The sequence below is a fragment of the Pseudomonas sp. A-B-19 genome (genome assembly GCF_019947515.1).
Taxonomy (GTDB): Bacteria; Pseudomonadota; Gammaproteobacteria; order Pseudomonadales; family Pseudomonadaceae; genus Aquipseudomonas.
Map to the genome: position 1 here is coordinate 1 of NZ_JAGYGN010000019.1, position 18,387 is coordinate 18,387.

Annotated in this window: 14 protein-coding genes and 1 pseudogene; 8 read left to right on the plus strand and 7 right to left on the minus strand. The window is 59.4% G+C overall.

Annotation, left to right across the window (positions count from 1 at the left end):
• Positions 1–180: 180 nt before the first annotated feature.
• Positions 181–615 (minus strand): NUDIX hydrolase, encoded by a 435-nt coding sequence (locus KGA81_RS20060; RefSeq protein ID WP_223547834.1) that lies wholly within the window; start codon positions 613–615, stop codon positions 181–183.
• A 57-nt stretch (positions 616–672) separates the two neighbouring features.
• A complete protein-coding gene (locus tag KGA81_RS20065) occupies positions 673–2,031 on the minus strand; it encodes an HD domain-containing phosphohydrolase (protein ID WP_223547835.1) in 1,359 nt (452 codons plus the stop codon).
• A 243-nt stretch (positions 2,032–2,274) separates the two neighbouring features.
• Between KGA81_RS20065 and KGA81_RS20070 the strand changes: the two genes are divergently transcribed.
• Genes KGA81_RS20070 through KGA81_RS20090 form a run of 5 tightly spaced genes read left to right on the plus strand, consistent with a single transcriptional unit; the run spans position 2,275 to position 10,610 of the window.
• On the plus strand, positions 2,275–4,539 hold the full coding sequence (locus KGA81_RS20070) for an EAL domain-containing protein (protein ID WP_223547836.1): 2,265 nt from the start codon (positions 2,275–2,277) through the stop codon (positions 4,537–4,539).
• Complete coding sequence (locus KGA81_RS20075) at positions 4,536–6,410, plus strand: putative bifunctional diguanylate cyclase/phosphodiesterase (RefSeq protein WP_223547837.1); 1,875 nt, start codon at positions 4,536–4,538, stop codon at positions 6,408–6,410. The genes KGA81_RS20070 and KGA81_RS20075 overlap by 4 nt, the downstream gene beginning before the upstream one ends.
• Positions 6,407–7,396: a cytochrome-c peroxidase gene (locus KGA81_RS20080; RefSeq protein WP_223547838.1), complete on the plus strand. Its 990-nt coding sequence runs from the start codon at positions 6,407–6,409 to the stop codon at positions 7,394–7,396. The genes KGA81_RS20075 and KGA81_RS20080 overlap by 4 nt, the downstream gene beginning before the upstream one ends.
• On the plus strand, positions 7,393–9,207 hold the full coding sequence (locus tag KGA81_RS20085; protein ID WP_223547839.1) for a DAHL domain-containing protein: 1,815 nt from the start codon (positions 7,393–7,395) through the stop codon (positions 9,205–9,207). Before KGA81_RS20080 ends, KGA81_RS20085 begins: the two co-directional genes overlap by 4 nt.
• Positions 9,204–10,610 carry an ATP-binding protein gene (locus KGA81_RS20090; RefSeq protein ID WP_223547840.1) on the plus strand — a complete coding sequence of 469 codons (1,407 nt, stop codon included), beginning with the start codon at positions 9,204–9,206 and terminating at the stop codon, positions 10,608–10,610. The genes KGA81_RS20085 and KGA81_RS20090 overlap by 4 nt, the downstream gene beginning before the upstream one ends.
• Positions 10,611–10,617: 7 nt before the next feature.
• Here KGA81_RS20090 and KGA81_RS20095 read toward each other — a convergent pair whose 3' ends face one another.
• On the minus strand, positions 10,618–11,943 hold the full coding sequence (locus tag KGA81_RS20095) for an APC family permease (protein ID WP_223547841.1): 1,326 nt from the start codon (positions 11,941–11,943) through the stop codon (positions 10,618–10,620).
• A gap of 240 nt (positions 11,944–12,183) precedes the next feature.
• A complete protein-coding gene (locus KGA81_RS20100) occupies positions 12,184–13,005 on the minus strand; it encodes a carbon-nitrogen hydrolase family protein (protein ID WP_223547842.1) in 822 nt (273 codons plus the stop codon).
• Positions 13,006–13,129: 124 nt separating this feature from the next.
• Here KGA81_RS20100 and KGA81_RS20105 point away from each other — a divergent pair, with 124 nt between their 5' ends.
• Positions 13,130–13,930: a helix-turn-helix transcriptional regulator gene (locus KGA81_RS20105; protein ID WP_223547843.1), complete on the plus strand. Its 801-nt coding sequence runs from the start codon at positions 13,130–13,132 to the stop codon at positions 13,928–13,930.
• Positions 13,931–14,061: 131 nt separating this feature from the next.
• A pseudogene (locus tag KGA81_RS30260) lies at positions 14,062–14,163 on the plus strand (hypothetical protein); the annotation flags it as partial.
• Positions 14,164–14,168: 5 nt separating this feature from the next.
• Here KGA81_RS30260 and KGA81_RS20110 read toward each other — a convergent pair.
• Genes KGA81_RS20110 through KGA81_RS20120 form a run of 3 tightly spaced genes read right to left on the minus strand, consistent with a single transcriptional unit; the run spans position 14,169 to position 16,991 of the window.
• A complete protein-coding gene (locus tag KGA81_RS20110) occupies positions 14,169–15,677 on the minus strand; it encodes a glucosyltransferase domain-containing protein (RefSeq protein ID WP_223547844.1) in 1,509 nt (502 codons plus the stop codon).
• A gap of 1 nt (position 15,678) precedes the next feature.
• Positions 15,679–16,620: a glycosyltransferase family 2 protein gene (locus KGA81_RS20115; RefSeq protein WP_223547845.1), complete on the minus strand. Its 942-nt coding sequence runs from the start codon at positions 16,618–16,620 to the stop codon at positions 15,679–15,681.
• A complete protein-coding gene (locus tag KGA81_RS20120; protein ID WP_223547846.1) occupies positions 16,617–16,991 on the minus strand; it encodes a GtrA family protein in 375 nt (124 codons plus the stop codon). Before KGA81_RS20120 ends, KGA81_RS20115 begins: the two co-directional genes overlap by 4 nt.
• A 243-nt stretch (positions 16,992–17,234) precedes the next feature.
• On the opposite strand from KGA81_RS20120, the gene KGA81_RS20125 reads away from it, so the two are divergent.
• Entirely contained in the window at positions 17,235–18,374 is a 1,140-nt protein-coding gene (locus tag KGA81_RS20125; RefSeq protein WP_223547847.1) for an OpgC family protein, read from the plus strand.
• Positions 18,375–18,387: the final 13 nt, after the last annotated feature.

The following is an 18,387-nucleotide window of genomic DNA, read 5'->3' on the forward strand; positions in this document are numbered from 1 at the left end:
AAAAAGGAAGGAAAGTATTAATATCGCGCATAAGAACGCCGGTTTGTTAGATGTGTTTGCTCGCACGAACATCATCAACCAAATCGGCGTTCTTGTTTCTGTGTTTCCCGGGATTCCGTGAAGAACCAAAAATCAGCAGGTCCTGAAGCGGGATCATGGGCGAGGTCCTTTGCGTAATGATCAGGCGATCGCAGTCAGCGATGCCCGATAAAACGGCAGGATCAGGTCCCGTGTCAATGGCGCCAGGCTGATACCGCCATCGGTGGCCGGGTCGATCCAGATCACTTCTTCGATTTCCGCCGCAGGCGTCACGCCGACAGCGATGTGCAGCTGAAAAATCTCGGCGTGTACGACAAAACCCGGCTCGTTGGCGGCCGGTGCCGAGAAGTGGCCGAGGTAAACGGCCTGCGCCGGGTCGATGTCCAGGCCCAGCTCTTCTTCCAGCTCCCGGGCGAGGGCGTGAACCGGCAATTCATGGGGCTCGATCTTGCCACCCGGCTGCATGAACGCCGTGGTGCCGCGCTTGCGTACCAACAGTGTGCGGCCATCAGGGCCGATCAGCAGGGCGGCAGCGATATGGATAGTACGCGGTGAAACAGCGGATGCAGATGTCATGTGTCAGCCATGGACCCTGATGGAAATCACAAGGATCCCATGTCCGACCCTCCGCCGTCATGCCTTGGCCTGAAGCAGCTGCGGGGTATCCTGCGGGACCTTCACGAAAATACTGTACTTGCCGCCTTCCATGGCTTCGAAGGCGATCAGTTTTTCCACCAGCGGGTCGCTCAACACCTTGCCGGCATTGAGCAGGAGCATGCCGTTATCGGCGTTGAGATTGCGCGCCAGCACCATCCCGGCCGTCAGTTCCCGGGTGCTCAGGACCTTGACCTTCGGATCGGCCAGGGTGATATCGCTCAGAAATGTGATGCATACCTTGATGAAATCTTCGAGCAGGTCCGGGTCGTAAAGTCGTCCGGCGTGCTGTCGCAGGTAGAGTAGCGCTTCGTCGCTGTTCATCTGTCGTTCGAGAATCAATCCTCGCTGCAACTCGACGAAATCGACCGCCAGCTTCAGCAATCGCGACCCGAACGCAATGGCATTGCCCTTGAGCCGGTCGGGGAAACCGCTGCCGTCCCAGCGCTCCTGATGGTGCAGGATCAACCGTGCCGCATCCTTCATCGGGTCCAGGGTCATCAGTAGCGATTCGCTCTGCTTCGGATAGCCACGATAGCGGTCGCGGTCAGTGTGCCTCAGCAGATCCGAAGGGGTGACCATCATGCTGTCGGGCCAGCTCAGCTTACCGATGTTATACAGCGCGGCCGCCATGGTCAGGTCGCGGCTGGCGGCTTCGTCCAGCCCGTGTTCCGTGCAGTAGCCGCGCACCAGTTCGATGATCTGCCGGTTAGTCTGCTTGGAAGGTGGCAGGCGCAGGTTGGCCAGCAGCGAGAACACTTCGGTGCCGGTGACGTAGCTGTGCTTGAGCTCCTCGTAGGCCAGGTCGAGCATGTCGGCGGTCTGCTGCAATTCGGCGGTGCGGGCGGCGACGTGTTTTTCCAGTGTGTTGTTGAGCGACTTGAGCTGGTCGTTCTGCACCCGGGTCAATTGTTCCAGGCGCTGGCGCTCACGCTCCGAATGCTGGTGGTCCAGGGCCTGGCGCAGGGTCAGGAGCATTTCGTCGTCATTCCACGGTTTGCTGATGTAATGGTGGATCTGCCCTTCATTGATGGCTTTGATGATCGCCGAGGGGTCTGCATAACCGGTGAGCATGATCCGCGTGGTCGCCGGATAACGCTGACGGACATGCGCCAGCAACGTGGCGCCGTCCATATTGGGCATGCGTGCATCGCTCATCACCAGATCCACTGGCTGCAACGCCATGATTTCCAGCGCCTGGGCACCGCTGGTGGCCAGCAGCACCTCGTAGGGCTGGCCACGCAACAGGCGACGCAGACTGTTCAGGATCGGCTCCTCATCATCGACCAGTAACAATTTTGGGCGATTGTTCAACATCGGTACGGATTGCTCTTCCATGGCATGGTCTCAAGCGTGACAGACAGCGCGGGCCTACCGTTTTTCCTGCCTACGCTTGAATGACAGGCTAGATGATTTTCCGTATCGCTCGGGTTAATTATTGTTCTGAGTTCTGCGAGCAACGTGGCCAAAGGCAACTATGCTCAAGGCAACGGACTGCACAACCAGCCTGCAAGCGGGCATGTGACGAGGGAAAAGGATGCTCCCGATAATGAACGCGTGTACTCCTGCGGGTACCGCCCCATGAACACCTGGCAGACGCGCATCAATCGCCGTGTGCTCATCGTCGACGACACCGCGTCGATTCATGCCGATTTCGCCAAGATACTCAGCCCGGCCACTGTCGAAGACGACAGTCTGGGAGAAACCGAAAGCCTCCTGTTCGGCACCCGGTCCACCACGCAGACCCAGCACTTTGAACTGGACTCGGCGTTTCAGGGCCGCGAAGCCCTGGACAAGCTCGAAGCCGCCCTGGCCGATGATCGTCCCTATGCAATGGCATTCATCGATATGCGCATGCCGCCTGGCTGGGATGGCCTGGAAACCATCGAACGGTTATGGCAGGTCGATCCCAAATTGCAGGTCGCGCTGTGCACTGCCTATTCAGACTACTCCTGGGAAGACATCGACCAACGGCTGGCGCTGAGCGACAGCCTGCTGATTCTCAAGAAGCCCTTCGACGCCATCGAGATACGCCAGATGGCCAGCGCACTCACGGTCAAATGGCAGATGACCGAAGACGCCGCGCTCAAGATGAACCTGCTGGAACAAGCGGTCCAGGAGCGCACCCGGGAACTGTCCGATGCCAATATCATCGTGCAGAACAGCCCGACCATCCTTTACCGGTTACGTGGCGAGCCGTCGTTTCCGCTGATGTACATTTCCCATAACATCACCCGCTACGGTCACGTCGCCGCCGATCTGGTGAGCTCGGCCAACTGGGCCCAGCAGTTGATTCACCCGGAAGATCAGGCCAGTGTCGATGCGGCCATGGCCCGGGTGCTGGACCGCCATGCACTGGGCGCCTCGATCGAGTTTCGCCTGCGCACCGGCCAGGGTGCATGGCGCTGGGTGGAGAACCGCTACATTCCCGTGCGGGACCAGGACGGTCGCCTGCTGGAAGTCGAGGGGATCATTCTCGACATTACCGAGCGCCGGCTGGCCGAGGAAAAAATGGCCTTGCTCGCCCGCACGGACGGGCTCACCGGCCTGGCCAACCGCGCCACCCTGATCGAACGCCTGCATCAGGCCTTTGCTGCCGCACGTCGAGGCGCAGAGGCATTCGCGGTATTTTATCTGGATCTGGATCACTTCAAGCGGATCAACGACACCCTCGGCCACCCGGTGGGCGATCTGCTGTTGCAGGAAGTGGCCCGGCGCATCAAATCCGGCGTGCGGGAAAACGATGTGGTGGCACGCCTGGGCGGAGACGAGTTCGCGATCCTGCAACTGGACGTCAGCGACCCGACCCAGTCCGCCGCCATGGCGGCCAATATCCGCGATGCGCTGCTGACGCCGTACAACCTCGCCGGCAATGCCCTGCACCTTTCAGTCAGCATCGGCATAAGTAGCTACAGCGTCGCCTGCTTCGACGCCGACAGCCTGCTGAGCCAGGCGGACATGGCGCTGTACCGTTCCAAGGAAATGGGCCGCAACCAATATCACTTCCACTCGCAGGAGATCACTCAAGAGGTGGCCGAACGCATGGCCATCGCCAATGACTTGATGACGGCCATCGAACGCGATGAACTGACGCTGCATTACGTTCCGGAAGTGGATATGCACAGCGGCAGGATCCTGGGCATGGAAGCGCAAGTGCGCTGGTGCCATCCCCGGCGCGGCGAGCTGCAGGCGTCGGCTTTCGTCCCCGCGGCGGAAAAGACCGGTGCCATCATCCCTCTCGGACGCTGGGTGCTGGATCAGGCCTGCCGGCAGATGAACCTGTGGCGTAACGAGGGAATGGCGCCTCCCGTGATGGCGATCAAACTCTCCCTGGCGCAGCTAAAGAGTGGTCCGGAATTCATTTACGACGTTCTGCGCACCACTGCACGATGGGAACTCGCCCCCTGGGACCTGCGTTTCGACGTGACCGAAGCGACTCTGGCGCAAACCAAGTGGACCCAAAACGATGTACTGCCACGCCTGCGTGAACTGGGGGTAAAAATCGCCATCGACGATTTCGGCACCGAATATTCATCATTCGATTACCTGAAAACCTACCGGGTCAATCACCTGAAGCTCAACCAATCCTTTATCGATGGCGCGACCCAGGATGCGGCTGGCGCCAACAGCCTGCGGGCAATCGTCAACTTCGCCCGGGACCTGGGTATCGGCATCATTACCGAAGGCGTCCAGCCGTCGGATCAGCCCCGCACGCCAGAGTCCGCCGACCCGTTATCAAGCGCGCAAGGCCTCTACTTCAGCGAGGCCCTGAATCCTGAACAAGCGGCCCGATTGCTCAGGGACGGGAGCATCACTCCCCCGTCCTCAAGGGAGGATGAGGGATGAAAACACTTTTCCCCCAGACCAACCGACGTATTCTCATCATTGACGACGCACCGGCGATCCATGCCGATTTTCGCAAGATCCTCACCCCGAGCACCAGCGACGAGATGGATCTGGACAGCCTCGAACACTCATTGTTCGGGACTCGGCAATCACCACGTCTCACCTTCCAGATCGACTCCGCCTACCAGGGCAAGGAAGCCCTGGAACTGGTCGAACGCGCACTGGCCGATAGCCGCCCCTATGCCCTGGCATTTATCGACATGCGTATGCCGCCCGGCTGGGACGGCCTGGAAACCATTGAACACCTGTGGAACGCCGACCCGAACCTGCAAATTGCCTTGTGCACCGCCTATACCGACTACAGCTGGGAGGCCATGGCCGAACGACTGGAGTTCGGTGATCAGTTGCTGATTCTGAAAAAACCTTTCGACACCCTGGAAATCCGCCAGATGGCCAATGCCCTGACCTGGAAATGGCAGCTGGCACAGGACGCGGCACTTAAGTTGTTGAGCCTTGAGCAGACCATCGAGGCACGGGTCCACGAACTGCTCAAGGTGTCGCACCTGCTACAGTACGACGCCCTTACAGGGCTGCCCAACAGCACATTGCTGGGCGATCGCCTGAGTCAGTCGCTGGCCACTTGCCGACGCCATGACAAGCATCTGGTGGTGATGTTTCTCGGGCTGGACCGGTTCAAGCGCATCAACAATGCTCTGGGCCATCCCGCCGGGGACGAAATGCTCAAACGGGTCGGGCAACAACTGCTCAAGTACGTGCGAGAGTCCGACTCGGTCTTTCGCTATGGCGCCGACGAATTCGTGGTGATCCTCAGCGACATCGACCACCCCCAGCAGACCCGTAGCATCGCCGAAAAACTGTTGAGTGCCGTGCGCTGCCCGCAGTCGATCGCCGGCCATGAGATCAGCATCACCGCCAGCCTGGGCATCAGCATTTACCCCGATGACGGGCTCGAGGCCATTGACCTGATCAAAAAAGCCGAATCCGCCATGCGCAACATCAAGGAAAGCGGCCCGAACGACATCGGTTTTTTCATCGAAGCCATGAACCAGCGTGCCCGGGAGCAGCAGAGCATCGAATCGGGCATTCGTCAGGCCCTGCAAAGGCACGAATTCGTCCTGCACTACCAACCGAAAATCGAACTGCACAGCGGGCGGGTGGTCGGTGCCGAGGCGCTGGTGCGCTGGCAAAAACCCGGGAATGGCTGGATCTATCCTTCCGAGTTCATCCCCGTGGCCGAAGACAGCGGCCTGATCGTGCCACTGAGCAAGTGGGTATTGGCCGAAGCCTGTCGCCAGACACGACGCTGGCAAGCAGCCGGACTGCCGGCGATCCGCATGTCGGTCAACACATCGGCCATCGACTTTCGTCAGCGTGACTTCGTCGAAGGTGTCGAGCAGATACTCCAACAGACGGGAATGCCCCCTTGCCTGCTGGAACTGGAAATAACCGAAGGTGTACTGATGCAGAACATCGAGGCGACCATGACCACGTTGAACCGGCTGAAGACGCTGGGGGTGCGGCTGGCCATCGATGACTTCGGCACCGGTTATTCCAGCCTGAGCTATCTGCGCCGGTTCCCCATCGATGTGCTGAAAATCGATCAGTCGTTCATTCGTGGCCTGAGCATTGACACCAACGATGCCGCCCTGGTCGGCGCGATCATCAGTCTGGGCAGGAGCCTGGACCTGAATGTCATTGCCGAAGGCATCGAGACCCAGGAGCAACTGGCGTTTCTCAAGGCCCATCAATGTGAAGAAGGCCAAGGTTACCTCTTTAGCAAGGCCTTGCCGGCAGACGCTTTTGCACAGCTGCTGGCCGTCGGGTGGGCAGAACAGCGAGACGACTCATGAACAGCCAGAAACTGCAGCCTGGCGTGGAGTTCACCAGGCAATCGCCACTGCCTCTTGCGCTCCTGTTTTACGGGTTCTGCACAGTCGCCGGTGCCGCGCCGCTGGACGAACCGCTCAAACCTTTGCCCGAGATACCGAAACAGAACCCCAATCAGGTCGAACTCGGTCGCAGGCTCTTCAGTGATCCGCGCCTGTCGGTCAACAACACGCTGTCCTGCGCCAGTTGTCATCAACTGGACAAGAGCGGGGCCGACACCCGCGCATTTTCCCTCGGCTTCGATGGACAACCGGTATCGATCAACACGCCGACGGTGTTCAACGCCAGCCTCAACTTTCGCCAGTTCTGGGACGGTCGCGTCGAAACACTCGAGGCGCAGAGCAACGTGGTCATTACCAGTCCCCACGAAATGGGCAGCGACTGGAACACCATCCTCCAGCGGATCAATGAGGATGCAGACTACCGCGCAGGCTTCAGCGCGGCGTACCCGGATGCAGTGACCAAGGCCAACATACAGAGCGCCCTGGCCGCCTACGAGCGCACCTTGCTCACCCCCGGATCCCGTTTCGATCAATACCTGCTGGGCAATACGGACATCCTGACCCTCGATGAGAAATACGGCTATCAGCGCTTCAAGGACTACGGCTGCATTGCCTGTCATCAGGGCGTGAACATCGGCGGCAACATGTTCCAGAAATTCGGGGTGTTCGGTGATTACATCGCCGATCGCGGCAACCCGACCGCGACCGACCAGGGACGCTTCAACATCACCGGTGACGAAGCGGACCGCTCGGTGTTCAAGGTCCCGAGCCTGCGCAACGTCGCGCTGACCGCCCCCTACTTTCACGACGGCTCGGCGCCCACCCTCGAAAGAGCCGTGGACATCATGTTCCAGTATCAGTTGGGGCGCATGCCGAGCGCGGAAGACAAAGCGTTGATCATCAAGTTCCTCAAGACCCTGAGCGGCAAAAGGGAGGGTCAGCCATGAAAAAAATTTCTCGGCGTACCAGCCTGCTGTTTCTCGGGATCATCGCCGTGACCCTGGCTTGTGTCCTGGTCTTTCTCTACCTCAAATCCAGCTCGGCACAGACCGTGGCATACACCGAGTCCCGGGATCTGGTACGCCAGATCAAACAGCAGGACTCACTGTGGGAAACCGAAATCCTCAAATCCAGGGTGGCGATTTCGCATAACTACGACCCTCTGGTTTCACCAATGAACGAGATGAACCGGCTGTGGGAACGCTTCGACGCCATAGAGTCCGGTCATGGCCGCAACAACTCACGGCAATGGGACGATGCCCACGAGGGTTTTTTGCAGGCGATGCAGGAAAAGACCCGTCTGGTGGAGCGGTTCAAGTCGCACAACGCCTTGTTGCGCAACTCCCTGGCCTTCCTGCCCACCGCCGAAGACGATATCCAGGCGCAACTGTCCAACCTGCCTGACCTCGACAAGCTGCAAGTGCAGAACATCGCCACCGACACCTTTGACCTGTTGCTCAGTGCCCTGGAGTTCGCCCAGGTCACTTCCGCCGACAAAGCCGCCGACATTCAGGTGGGGCTGAGCAAACTGACGGTGAACATGCAACGCCTGCCCATGAAGTTTCATGCCCCGATCACGATCCTGAGCAATCACGTTGCCTTGATTTTGCGTGAGCAGCCGATCGTCAACGGCTTGCTCGAAGAGATCGAAGCGGTCCCTGTGGCCGATCGTCTGGACAACATCACCAGCATGCTCGACCGTGATCAGCAACAAGCCGAGAAGACCGACAAGAAGTACCATTTCTACCTGCTGCTGCTTGCCGTCTTGCTGGTACTGGTATTGATCTGGCTGACTATCCGCCTGATCCGCAGCTTCGCCGAAATCAATCAGGTCAATTCGGCCTTGCAGACCGCCAACGACGTGCTCGAACAACGGGTCGAGGAGCGTACCCGCGAGCTCAGGAATGCCCAGAGCGCACTGCTCGACGCCGCACGCCAGGCCGGCATGGCCGAAATCGCGACCAATGTGCTGCACAACGTCGGCAACGTGCTCAACAGCGTGAACATTTCTTCCGACCTGATTGCGCGAAAGCTTCGCAGCAGCAAGACCCAGGGCCTGGGCAAGGCAATGCAACTGATCAACGAACATCCGCAAGACCTTGGGCATTTCCTGACTCAGGACGACAAGGGCAAGCTGCTGCCCGGTTATCTCAATCAACTGGTCGACGCCATCGCCCACGAACAGCAGGAAATGGCCGACGAACTAGGGCAGATGAGCAAGAGTGTCGACCACATCAAGGACATCGTTGCCACCCAGCAATCCTATACCGGGGCCAAAAGCATCACCGAACCTTTGTACATCAGCGAACTGCTCGAGGACGCCCTGCACATGAATGCCGGCGCGCTGACCCGGCATAACGTCTCGGTGATCAGGGAATACAGTGAGGTGCCTCAGGTAATGGGTGACAAGCATCGTTTGCTGCTGATCCTGATCAACCTGATCAGCAATGCCAAGTACGCAATGTCCGGCCTCAACGACCGGCCCAGGGAAATGACCCTCGGCGTGCGAATCGTCGACGACACGTTCCTGGAAATCAGTGTCAAGGATGATGGCGAAGGTATCGCCCCGGAAAACATGACGCGGATTTTTGCCCACGGTTTCACCACCCGCAAGGAAGGTCATGGTTTCGGCCTGCACAGCTGCGCGCTGGCGGCCATCGAAATGAACGGCCATCTCACCGCACACAGCGACGGCCCGGGCCTGGGCGCGCTGTTTACCCTGCAGATACCGTTGATCGCCGTAACGGAGAACGCATGAGCGGGCTCTCGAACCGCCGCATTCTGTTGATCGACGATATGCCGTCGATCCACGACGATTTTCGCAAGATCCTCACCCCGCCCCAGGCTCGGTCGGCAGAACTCGACGAGATGGAAGCCGCCTTGTTTGGCGAACAGGCCAGGCCCGAGCGCCCGACGTTCGAACTGGATTCGGCCTATGGTGGCGAAGAAGGCGTGGATAAACTCAACCGGGCCCTGCAGGAGCAACGCCCCTACGCGCTGGCGTTTGTCGACATGCGCATGCCCGACGGCTGGGACGGGGCAAAAACCATCGAACACCTGTGGCAGCAGGATCCGCAATTACAGGTGGTGGTCTGTACCGCCTACTCTGATTATTCCTGGGACGATCTGCTCGATCGTCTGCATGCCCATGACCGACTGCTGATCCTGAAGAAACCGTTCGACAACATCGAAGTGCAGCAAATGGCCAACACCCTGCTGACCAAATGGGAAATGACCGAACGAGCTTCGCTGCAGATGCATCACCTGGAACATCTGGTGGATCAGCGCACAGCCCAATTCAAGCAGGCCAGCGAGGCATTGCAGCGCGAGATCGACGAGCGCAAGCAACTGGAAGGCCAGTTGGTTCAATCGGAGAAGCTTGCTTCACTGGGCCAATTGGCCGCCGGTGTCGCGCATGAAATCAACAATCCGATCGGCTTCATCTCCTCCAACCTTGGCACTCTGGATGGTTACTTTGAGCAACTGCTGACCATGCTCGACGCCTATCACAACGCGGAACAGGCTCTGGCGGGCAGCCAGACAGCACTGCAACTTGCGCACTTGCGTGAACAGATCGAACTTGAGTACCTGCGCGAGGACGTGCCGCTGTTGATCAAGGAGTCGAAGGAAGGAATCAGCCGGGTCGGGCAGATCGTCAGGGACCTCAAGGACTTCTCTCGGATCGACAACAATCAGCAATGGCAGTGGGCCAATCTGCAACAGGGCATCGAGTCGACACTGAACATCGTCGCCAGCGAACTCAAGTACAAGGCCGATGTGGTCAAGGACTACCAGGCGCTGCCGGAAATCGAGTGCCTGCCCTCGCAAATCAACCAGGTCATCATGAACCTCGTGGTCAACGCCGCGCAGGCCATGGGCCCCGAACGCGGCACCATCACCCTTAGCACCGGGACACAGGGCGACACGGCGTGGATCGAAGTTGCCGATACAGGATCAGGCATCGCACCCGACGCCCTGCCAAAAATCTTCGACCCGTTTTTCACCACCAAACCGGTAGGCCAAGGGACAGGGCTTGGCTTGTCCCTGTCCTATGGCATCGTGAAAAAACATGGTGGCAATATTTCGGTGAGCAGCAAACTGGGGGCTGGTACTACATTTCGCGTACAACTGCCGCTACGCCAAACCCGACCGGCTGCCTGACGGCGCCTCAGAGCGTTTCCTGAAAATCCATCTCCGGCGGCTGCCGACGCAAACCACCGGTCAACACCGCCAGGTACACCACGCCAATTGCCAGCCAGCTCAACCCCAGATAAATCGCCAGATGATCGAGGCTGACCATCAGCCATAAATCAGCTGCCAGGCCGATCAACGGGAACAGCAGGAACAGCACGAATTCGCGCGGGCCTTTTTTCTCGCCACCTATCCAGTAATGGAAGATCACCGACAGGTTGACCAGGCTGAACGCCAGGAACGCGCCGAAGTTGATGAAGGAGGTCGAGGTGGTGACGTCCAGTTTCAGTGCCAGCAACGCCACCACCGCGCACAGCAGGATGCTGTTGATTGGCGTGCCGAAGCGCTCGTGCAAGGTGCCGAAAAACGCTTTCGGCAGCACGCCGTCGCGGCCCATGGCATACAGCAGCCGAGAACCGCTGGCCTGGGCCGACAGCCCCGAAGCGAACTGGCCGACGATCAGGCCGATCAGGAAGATCGAGACGAACAGGTCGCCACCGATGTTGCGGGCAATTTCATAGGCTGCCGAGTCGACACTGTCGAACTGGAACGACGGATGGGCGATCTGTACGAAGTACGACACACCGACGAAAATCAGCCCGCCGATCAGGGTGATCAGCATGATCGCCCGGGGAATGGTACGGCGTGGATCGCGGGTTTCTTCGGTCAGGGTGCTGACTGCGTCGAAACCGAGGAACGAGTAACAGGCGATGGCCGCGCCGCTCATGATCAGCGGCATCTGCATGTCACCGTTGAAAAACGGTTTGATCGACCATAACGGCGTGCTCGCATCGCCGCCGACGTAATGCACGCACAACGCGACGAAGGCGATCAGCACCAGGAACTGCACCAGCATCAGCAAGGCGTTGACGCCATTGGCCAGCTTCAGGCCAACGATGTTGATCGCGCTGGTGATGCCGATGAACGCCAGCACCCAGACCCATTGCTGTACCGCCGGGAATGCGGAGTTGAGGTAGGCCGCGCCGATCAGCCAGATTGCCATGGGCAGGAACAGGTAATCGAGCAGCACCGCCCAACCGGCAATGAACCCGAGTTTCGGGCTGATGGCCTTGCGCACATAGCTGTAGGCCGAGCCGGCCACCGGGAATGCCGAGGCCATGCGCCCGTAGCTCATGGCGGTGAAAAACATCGCCACCAGCGCCGCAAGGTACGCGGCCGGCACCATGCCGGCGGTGGATTGGGCAAGGATGCCAAAGGTGCCGAGGACAATGATCGGCGTCATATAGGCAATGCCAAACAGCACCACCGACCCCAGTGACAGGGTGCGTTGCAAACGAGCCATGAGCGACTACTCCGAATTTTATTGGATTTATGGCAGAGCCGAGTTCGGCGCAAATTACGGGTGTTGTGTTGTTGTTCTTGGGTGAATGGTCAAACAGGTGTGTCGTCTGTCAGGACCCCATCGCGAGCAAGCTCGCTCCCACAGGATTTGTGTCGTTCACAAAACCTGAATCCACTGAAGTCCCCCTGTGGGAGCGAGCTTGCTCGCGATGGCGTCAGCCCGGTCGACAAGCAATCCGGATCAGCGCACAGGAATCAGCAGCTCCCGCACCCCGCCAACCTGCTCAACCACCTCCCCCGGCAACCTCAGCCTCTGATCATCCAGATACCGATAATCCTGGCGCGCCGCCGTCAGCTGGTTCAGGTCCAGCTCGACCGCGAACTGCCCTTCCTCGCGTCCGGCTTCGAACAACAAGGTGCCCAGCGGATCGACCAGGGCGCTGCCACCGGCGAACAACAGACCACCGTCCCCCTCCTCCACCCGGTTGACCATCAGCGCAAACGCCTGGTTTTCCTGGGCGCGGGCCATGATCGCGGTGCGGTGGGTCGGGCCGTACGGGTCCATGTTGCCGTTGGTGACGATCAACAGTTCGGCGCCCAACTGCGCCAGGGCGCGAGCGCTTTCGGGAAATTCGATGTCGTAGCAAATCAGCAGGCCCACACGCACGTCGTTCCACAGGCAGGTGGCGTAGCGATCGCCCGCCTCGTAGACACCGCGATCCGAAGCCCACAGGTGCGTCTTGCGGTATTTCAGCGCGATGCCTTCAGGGGTGATCAGCAACGTGGTGTTGTAGAAGCGACCGCTGTCGCTCTCGGCCATGCCGATGGCCACGGCGATATTGCGTTGGCGGGCGGCGGCGATCACCGCACTGACGGACGGTCCGTCCAGCGGCTCGGCCACTTCGGCCACGGACTGCGCCGAAGGAAAGCCCATCAAGTGGCCTTCGGGGAACAGGATCAGTTGCGTATCGGCGGCGCACACGGCAATGGCCGCCAGGGTGCGTTCGAGGTTGTAGGCCGTGTCGTTGTCACGGCCTGCCAATTGGGCGAGTTCGACCTTCATGGGTATTCCTTGTCATGGGCCGGGCGGCAGAAAGATTGCCCGGTCGGTGTCTGTGCGCCAGTATGCGCAGCAAGCACGCGGGCGGGGAATTACGCCGCTGGGGTAACACGATAGGGGTAGAGGCATGACACTCTCGTTGGACGACATCGCCTGGCACCGCTCGGTGGGGCAACTGATCGACGCCCTGGACAAGCCCAATTTCTGGACCCAGCTTGTCCGGTTGCTGGACCAATACGTGCCCTTCGACAGCTGGGTGGCCCTGCTTTTCAGTGCCGACCAGCGCCCACAGGTGTTCGCCGAGTGCCCCGGCGAGGACGGCAGCCCTGATCAACTGTTCCAGGATTATCTGCGCGGCCTGTACCTGCTCGATCCCTTCTACATCGCCTGCCGCGAGCAGTCGCGCACCGGCCTGTATCGCCTGTCGGAAGTGGCCCCGGAGCACTTCGAGCTGACCGAGTATTACCAGCGCTACTTTCGTCTGAATGTGGTGGCCGACGAAATCCAGTTCAATTGTCAGCTCGAGGGCGAGCGCACGCTGTGCCTGTCACTGGGTAGCACGCAGCGCTTCAGCGGCCAGCAGATTGCCTTGTTGTCGTTGATCCAGCCGTGGGTGCTCGGCCTGTTGCGCCAGCGTCTACCCTATGAAATCAACGAAGTCCTGGCCCTGGCCCCCGCACCGGCGCAAGCCGATTGGCGGGTACAGCTGGAAGCCTCGGTGCAGCAACTCAAAGGCGCGCAGTTGACGGCCCGGGAGCTGGATGTCGGGCGTTTGATGCTCAGCGGTTGCTCCAGTAAAGAAATCGCCCGTAAGCTGGAAATCTCGGTCGAAACCGTGAAAGTCCACAAGAAACACATGTACAGCAAGCTGGGGATCAAGTCCCAGTCCGAGCTGTTTTCGATTTTTCTGCAGGCACAAAATGCCTGAATGACCTTTGCAACACCTTGCTTTTTATGTGGGAGCGAGCTTGCTCGCGATAGCGGTGTCATATTCAGCATTGATGTTGACTGACCCGCCGCCATCGCGAGCAAGCTCGCTCCCACAGGGATCTTCATATCCATGTCGGCGTGCCAATGCACGAAGGCCTGCTGTTCGTGCACAACGCCCTGGTGGGCCTGAACCTGCGGGACAGGATCAAACTCGCCGCCCCGGTCGAAATCCCACGTCACCAACGCAGCGTTTTGGTCGGGGCCGGCTCCTTCATCACGATAAAACCGTAATCACCGATCAGGTAAATCCGGTAGAACTGGCTATCCACCAACGGCACATAGCCCTGATAGCCGACCCGTGTTGCATTACGCCGCTCCTGCTCCGCCATCACGTTGGTGATACCCGCTTTCGGCAGATTCTCGGCCAGCATGTAAAAGTCGGTATTGAGCAGGTAGTGCAGCACCGGCATCTGCTTGAATGAGCCTGCCGCCGCCGTTAACCAGTAGTCGGAATAAGTCACCGACATGTAGATCCGCTTGGCCTCACGCAGTGCCTGACGGCTGGCGATGTCGTAATCAAGGCTGGTCAGCGCCGTGGACGCGAAGGTTTTCTGCATGGTCAGCACCCGGCCATAGGCGAACGACAGCGACAACATCGCCAGCAACGGAATGATCAGCAACAGTGGCAATCGTTCATGGATCGACGCCAACGCCAGATGACTCAAATAGCACAGCAACACCAGCAGCACGGCGAAGCCCATCAAAGTACGGGCGCCTTCGTTGAAGTCGCGGAAAAACAACGCGACACCGGACACCAGCAGCGTCACCACCGGCAATGTCAGCAAACACATCACGCCGATCAACAGCTTCTTCGGTCCGCTGTCCTGACGCGCCGCTACGTTCAGTCCCAGCCGCACCGCCCCGGCCATCGCCAACAGCAACAACCCGCCGAATACCCAGAGCCAGCCAATATTGAACAGCAGCACGACTTTTTCCAGGACCCGGCCCATGTTGATCTGGATCTGCAATAAAGGATGCGCCGACCAATCGAGCAGCGATGTGCGACTGGAGTCCATGAACGGACCAGCACTGACGCTGTAGATCATCCCGCCGAGGATGAGCTGGGCGGCTTTCCAGCCCAACAGGTCGCCCCATGGCAGCGGGGCGGTTTTATCGTTGGCGGCCCTGAGCAACTCCAGGCAACACAGGCCCAGGAACACATTCAGGCTGATCTGGTACAACCCCAGCGCCAGTGCAATCAGAAACGACGGCACCAGCCATTGCACGCTGCGCAAAGAGTGACGAAAGGTGATCGCGTAGATCACCGCCACCAGGCTCAGGGTCGTGGTGGGACCGTCGTATTGATAAGACAGGTTCTGCAGGAAGAACGGGGTGTACCAGAGCGGTAACAGCACCAGGCAACAAGCGACGGTGGGCTGGCGGAAGTAATGGAACGTCAGGCTGGTCAGCGCCGACGCCATGGCCAGCGTGGCGATCAACAAGGGTAAGGGAAAGATGTTCGGCGCTGCATGGCTGAAAGTCAGGGCGTTGTAGAACAGCTGGGCGAACAGCCGCCCCTGTTCAGCCCAGGCCATGCCCGCCGCCAGCGAGCGCCAGTTGTCATCGATGTAGGGGAAGTCCGCGAGGATCAATGGCAGGACATACACAAAGGTCGCGAACAGAAAAAACCGCCAGACCTGATGCCGGCTGAGTTCGCGAACGAAGAAGTCGCTGAACCGGCCCATACTAGCGCCCGCCCCGGTTTTTGCCGCCGACGATATCCCTGATCACATAGCGCGGCCGCTGCTTGGCCTCGATATAGATGCGACCGATGTATTCGCCGAGGATGCCGACGCCAATCAGTTGCACGCCGCCGAGAAACAGGATCGCCGTCATCAGCGACGGATAACCGGGGACGCTGTTGCCGAAGAAAATCTTGTCCAGCACCATGTAGACGGCATACAGCACCGCGAAAATCGAAAGGCCGCCACCGACGTAAGTCCACAAGCGCAGGGGCACGGTACTGAACGAGGTCACGCCTTCCAGGGCCAGGTTCCACAGTTTCCAGCCATTGAACTTGCTGCTCCCCGCCACCCGCCCGGCCCGCTCGTACTCCACCACCACGGTGTTGAACCCGGCCCACGACAACACACCCTTCATGAACAACTGGTGCTCGGGCAGGGAACGGATCACGTCGACCACCTTGCGATCCATCAGCCGGAAGTCCCCGACGTTTTCCTCGATGCGCGTGTAGGCGATGCGATTGAGCACGTGGTAGAAAATTGACGCACTGTGACGCCTGAGGTAGCCGTCGACGTCCCGATTGCGCCGCTTGGCGAGCACCACATCGGCGCCCTTTTGCCATTGTTCGACCAACAACGGGATGACACTGATCGGGTCCTGCAGGTCGACATCCATGGGAATCACGGCATCGCCGCTGGCATGTTCCAGGCCGGCAAACAGTGCCGGTTCCTTACCGAAGTTGCGCGAGAAGTTGATCAGCAGGACCTGATCATCCGCCTGGGCCAGTGCCGTAGCCTGTTCGGCCGTGCGGTCGGAGCTGCCATCGTTGATGAACACGATCTCGACCTCGGCATCGCCCAGGTGCAACTCGCGTCTCACTGCCTGATAAAACAGGTTGATCGCCTGCTCTTCATTGAACACCGGGACAATGAGCGAGATTTTCATTGATCACGCTCGCGAAACACCACGTATTTGGAATACAGGAAACCGAACACCAGGCTCAACGCCGAAAACAGAGCCACGGTGAGCAAACCGTGCAATTGCCAGACGTCGCCCAGATGGCCGACCCCCAGGCTCAATGCCCCCATGCCCAAAAGAAACAGCAGATAACCGGCGACCGTGACACTGGCGGTGAAGGTAAATTGCGCGTTCATGTAGAAGGAAAACGACGCAGCCACGCAGAAGGCGGCCAGATTGCTGAGCGCCTGACTGAGACCGGCTGCCACGTTCAGCAGGAAAAAGACCTGCCAGTGAATCAGGGTGTTGGCGACCCCGATCACTGTGTAACTGGACAGCCCCTTCCACAACAGTCTCATGTGAGGCTCCCGTTTTAAAAACGTTGCACTCATTAATATTGGAGCCTGTCTACTGTCAGAAAGCGCAAGTCGACGGACCTTTCAGACCAGCGGTTGAGCCTTGGGGCAACGCCTGAGACATCCGGTAATATCCCGGTTTTGCAATTGCCCGCGAATCAGTCCACCCTGCGCGCCGCCGCTTGGCCCCACGGCCTTTTGCGCCCACGGCCAAGCCAATTTACCTGCTGTTACGAGCCTGTTGTCATGACGTTAGCGCGCGATCACCGGATCGACTTTTTTCGTGGTCTGGCATTGATCTTCATCTTTTGGGATCACGTGCCCCATAACCCGTTGGGGCAAATCACCCTGCGTAACTTCGGTTTCAGCGATGCCGCCGAGGTTTTCGTGTTTCTGGCAGGTTTCGCGGCGGTGCTGGCGTACGGCAAAGTCCTGGCGCGCGAAGGCGTTCTGATCGCCTGCGTGAAAATCCTGCGCCGGGCGTGGGTGCTCTACGTGGTGCATATCTTCCTGCTGGCGATGCTGATGGGCATTGTGTTTTTCGCCAACAGCCATGTGCAAACACGGGACCTGGTGGAGGAAATGGGCATGCATCACTTCATCAGCAACCCGCAGCAGGCCCTGATCGATGAACTGCTGTTGCGCTTCAAGCCCAACCTGATGGACCCGTTGCCGCTGTACATCGTGCTGTTGGCGGGTTTACCCCTGGTGCTGCCCGTACTGGTGCGCAAGGCCTGGGTAGTGGTCGCGATGTCATTGGCGCTGTATCTGATGGTGCCACTGGCGGGCTGGAACCTGGCGGCCATCAAGGACGGCGTGTGGTATTTCAACCCGGTTGCCTGGCAGTTGCTGTTCGTACTCGGTGGTGCCGCTGCGATTCACAGCCAGCGCCCGCACCCGCCCGACACTCGCCCGTTGCTACGCCAGCCGTTGTTTGTCAGTGCAGCGCTGTATGTCGTGGCCGCGGGTGTGATGACCGTTCTGTGGCGTTGGTCAGATCTACACGATGCCGTGGTGCCGACAAGCCTGAAGAACCTGCTGTACCCAATCAGCAAGACCGACCTGTCCCCCGTGCGCCTGCTGCATTTCCTCGCATTGGCCTACGTCACGGCGAAGTTGATTCCCGACAGCCGATGGACGCAAAACTGGCTCGCGCAACAAAGTTGCCGCATGGGCCGTTTCTCGCTGGAGATTTTCTGCCTGGGCGTGCTGCTGGCGCCCTTGGCGGACATGGTCAATGCGTTGACCGACGACGCGTTTGCCATGCAGATTTTCACGGCGCTGGCGGGCGCCGGATTGATGGCGCTGCTGGCGACCTGGCTTGAGTTCAACAAGCGGTTGAACCGGACTGCTCAGGCAGCCCAAGGATCGACCGCAATCCTGTAGGAGCGAGCTTGCT

What these genes read in the sequence shown, in the direction of transcription:
- KGA81_RS20105 (WP_223547843.1), top strand. Translation starts at nt 13,130, where the DNA reads ATGACACTCTCGTTGGACGACATCGCCTGGCACCGCTCGGTGGGGCAA.
- KGA81_RS20110 (WP_223547844.1), bottom strand. Translation starts at nt 15,677, where the DNA reads ATGGGCCGGTTCAGCGACTTCTTCGTTCGCGAACTCAGCCGGCATCAG.
- KGA81_RS20095 (WP_223547841.1), bottom strand. Translation starts at nt 11,943, where the DNA reads ATGGCTCGTTTGCAACGCACCCTGTCACTGGGGTCGGTGGTGCTGTTT.
- KGA81_RS20060 (WP_223547834.1), bottom strand. Translation starts at nt 615, where the DNA reads ATGACATCTGCATCCGCTGTTTCACCGCGTACTATCCATATCGCTGCC.
- KGA81_RS20090 (WP_223547840.1), top strand. Translation starts at nt 9,204, where the DNA reads ATGAGCGGGCTCTCGAACCGCCGCATTCTGTTGATCGACGATATGCCG.
- KGA81_RS20075 (WP_223547837.1), top strand. Translation starts at nt 4,536, where the DNA reads ATGAAAACACTTTTCCCCCAGACCAACCGACGTATTCTCATCATTGAC.
- KGA81_RS20080 (WP_223547838.1), top strand. Translation starts at nt 6,407, where the DNA reads ATGAACAGCCAGAAACTGCAGCCTGGCGTGGAGTTCACCAGGCAATCG.
- KGA81_RS20120 (WP_223547846.1), bottom strand. Translation starts at nt 16,991, where the DNA reads ATGAGACTGTTGTGGAAGGGGCTGTCCAGTTACACAGTGATCGGGGTC.
- KGA81_RS20070 (WP_223547836.1), top strand. Translation starts at nt 2,275, where the DNA reads ATGAACACCTGGCAGACGCGCATCAATCGCCGTGTGCTCATCGTCGAC.
- KGA81_RS20065 (WP_223547835.1), bottom strand. Translation starts at nt 2,031, where the DNA reads ATGGAAGAGCAATCCGTACCGATGTTGAACAATCGCCCAAAATTGTTA.
- KGA81_RS20100 (WP_223547842.1), bottom strand. Translation starts at nt 13,005, where the DNA reads ATGAAGGTCGAACTCGCCCAATTGGCAGGCCGTGACAACGACACGGCC.
- KGA81_RS20115 (WP_223547845.1), bottom strand. Translation starts at nt 16,620, where the DNA reads ATGAAAATCTCGCTCATTGTCCCGGTGTTCAATGAAGAGCAGGCGATC.
- KGA81_RS20085 (WP_223547839.1), top strand. Translation starts at nt 7,393, where the DNA reads ATGAAAAAAATTTCTCGGCGTACCAGCCTGCTGTTTCTCGGGATCATC.
- KGA81_RS20125 (WP_223547847.1), top strand. Translation starts at nt 17,235, where the DNA reads ATGACGTTAGCGCGCGATCACCGGATCGACTTTTTTCGTGGTCTGGCA.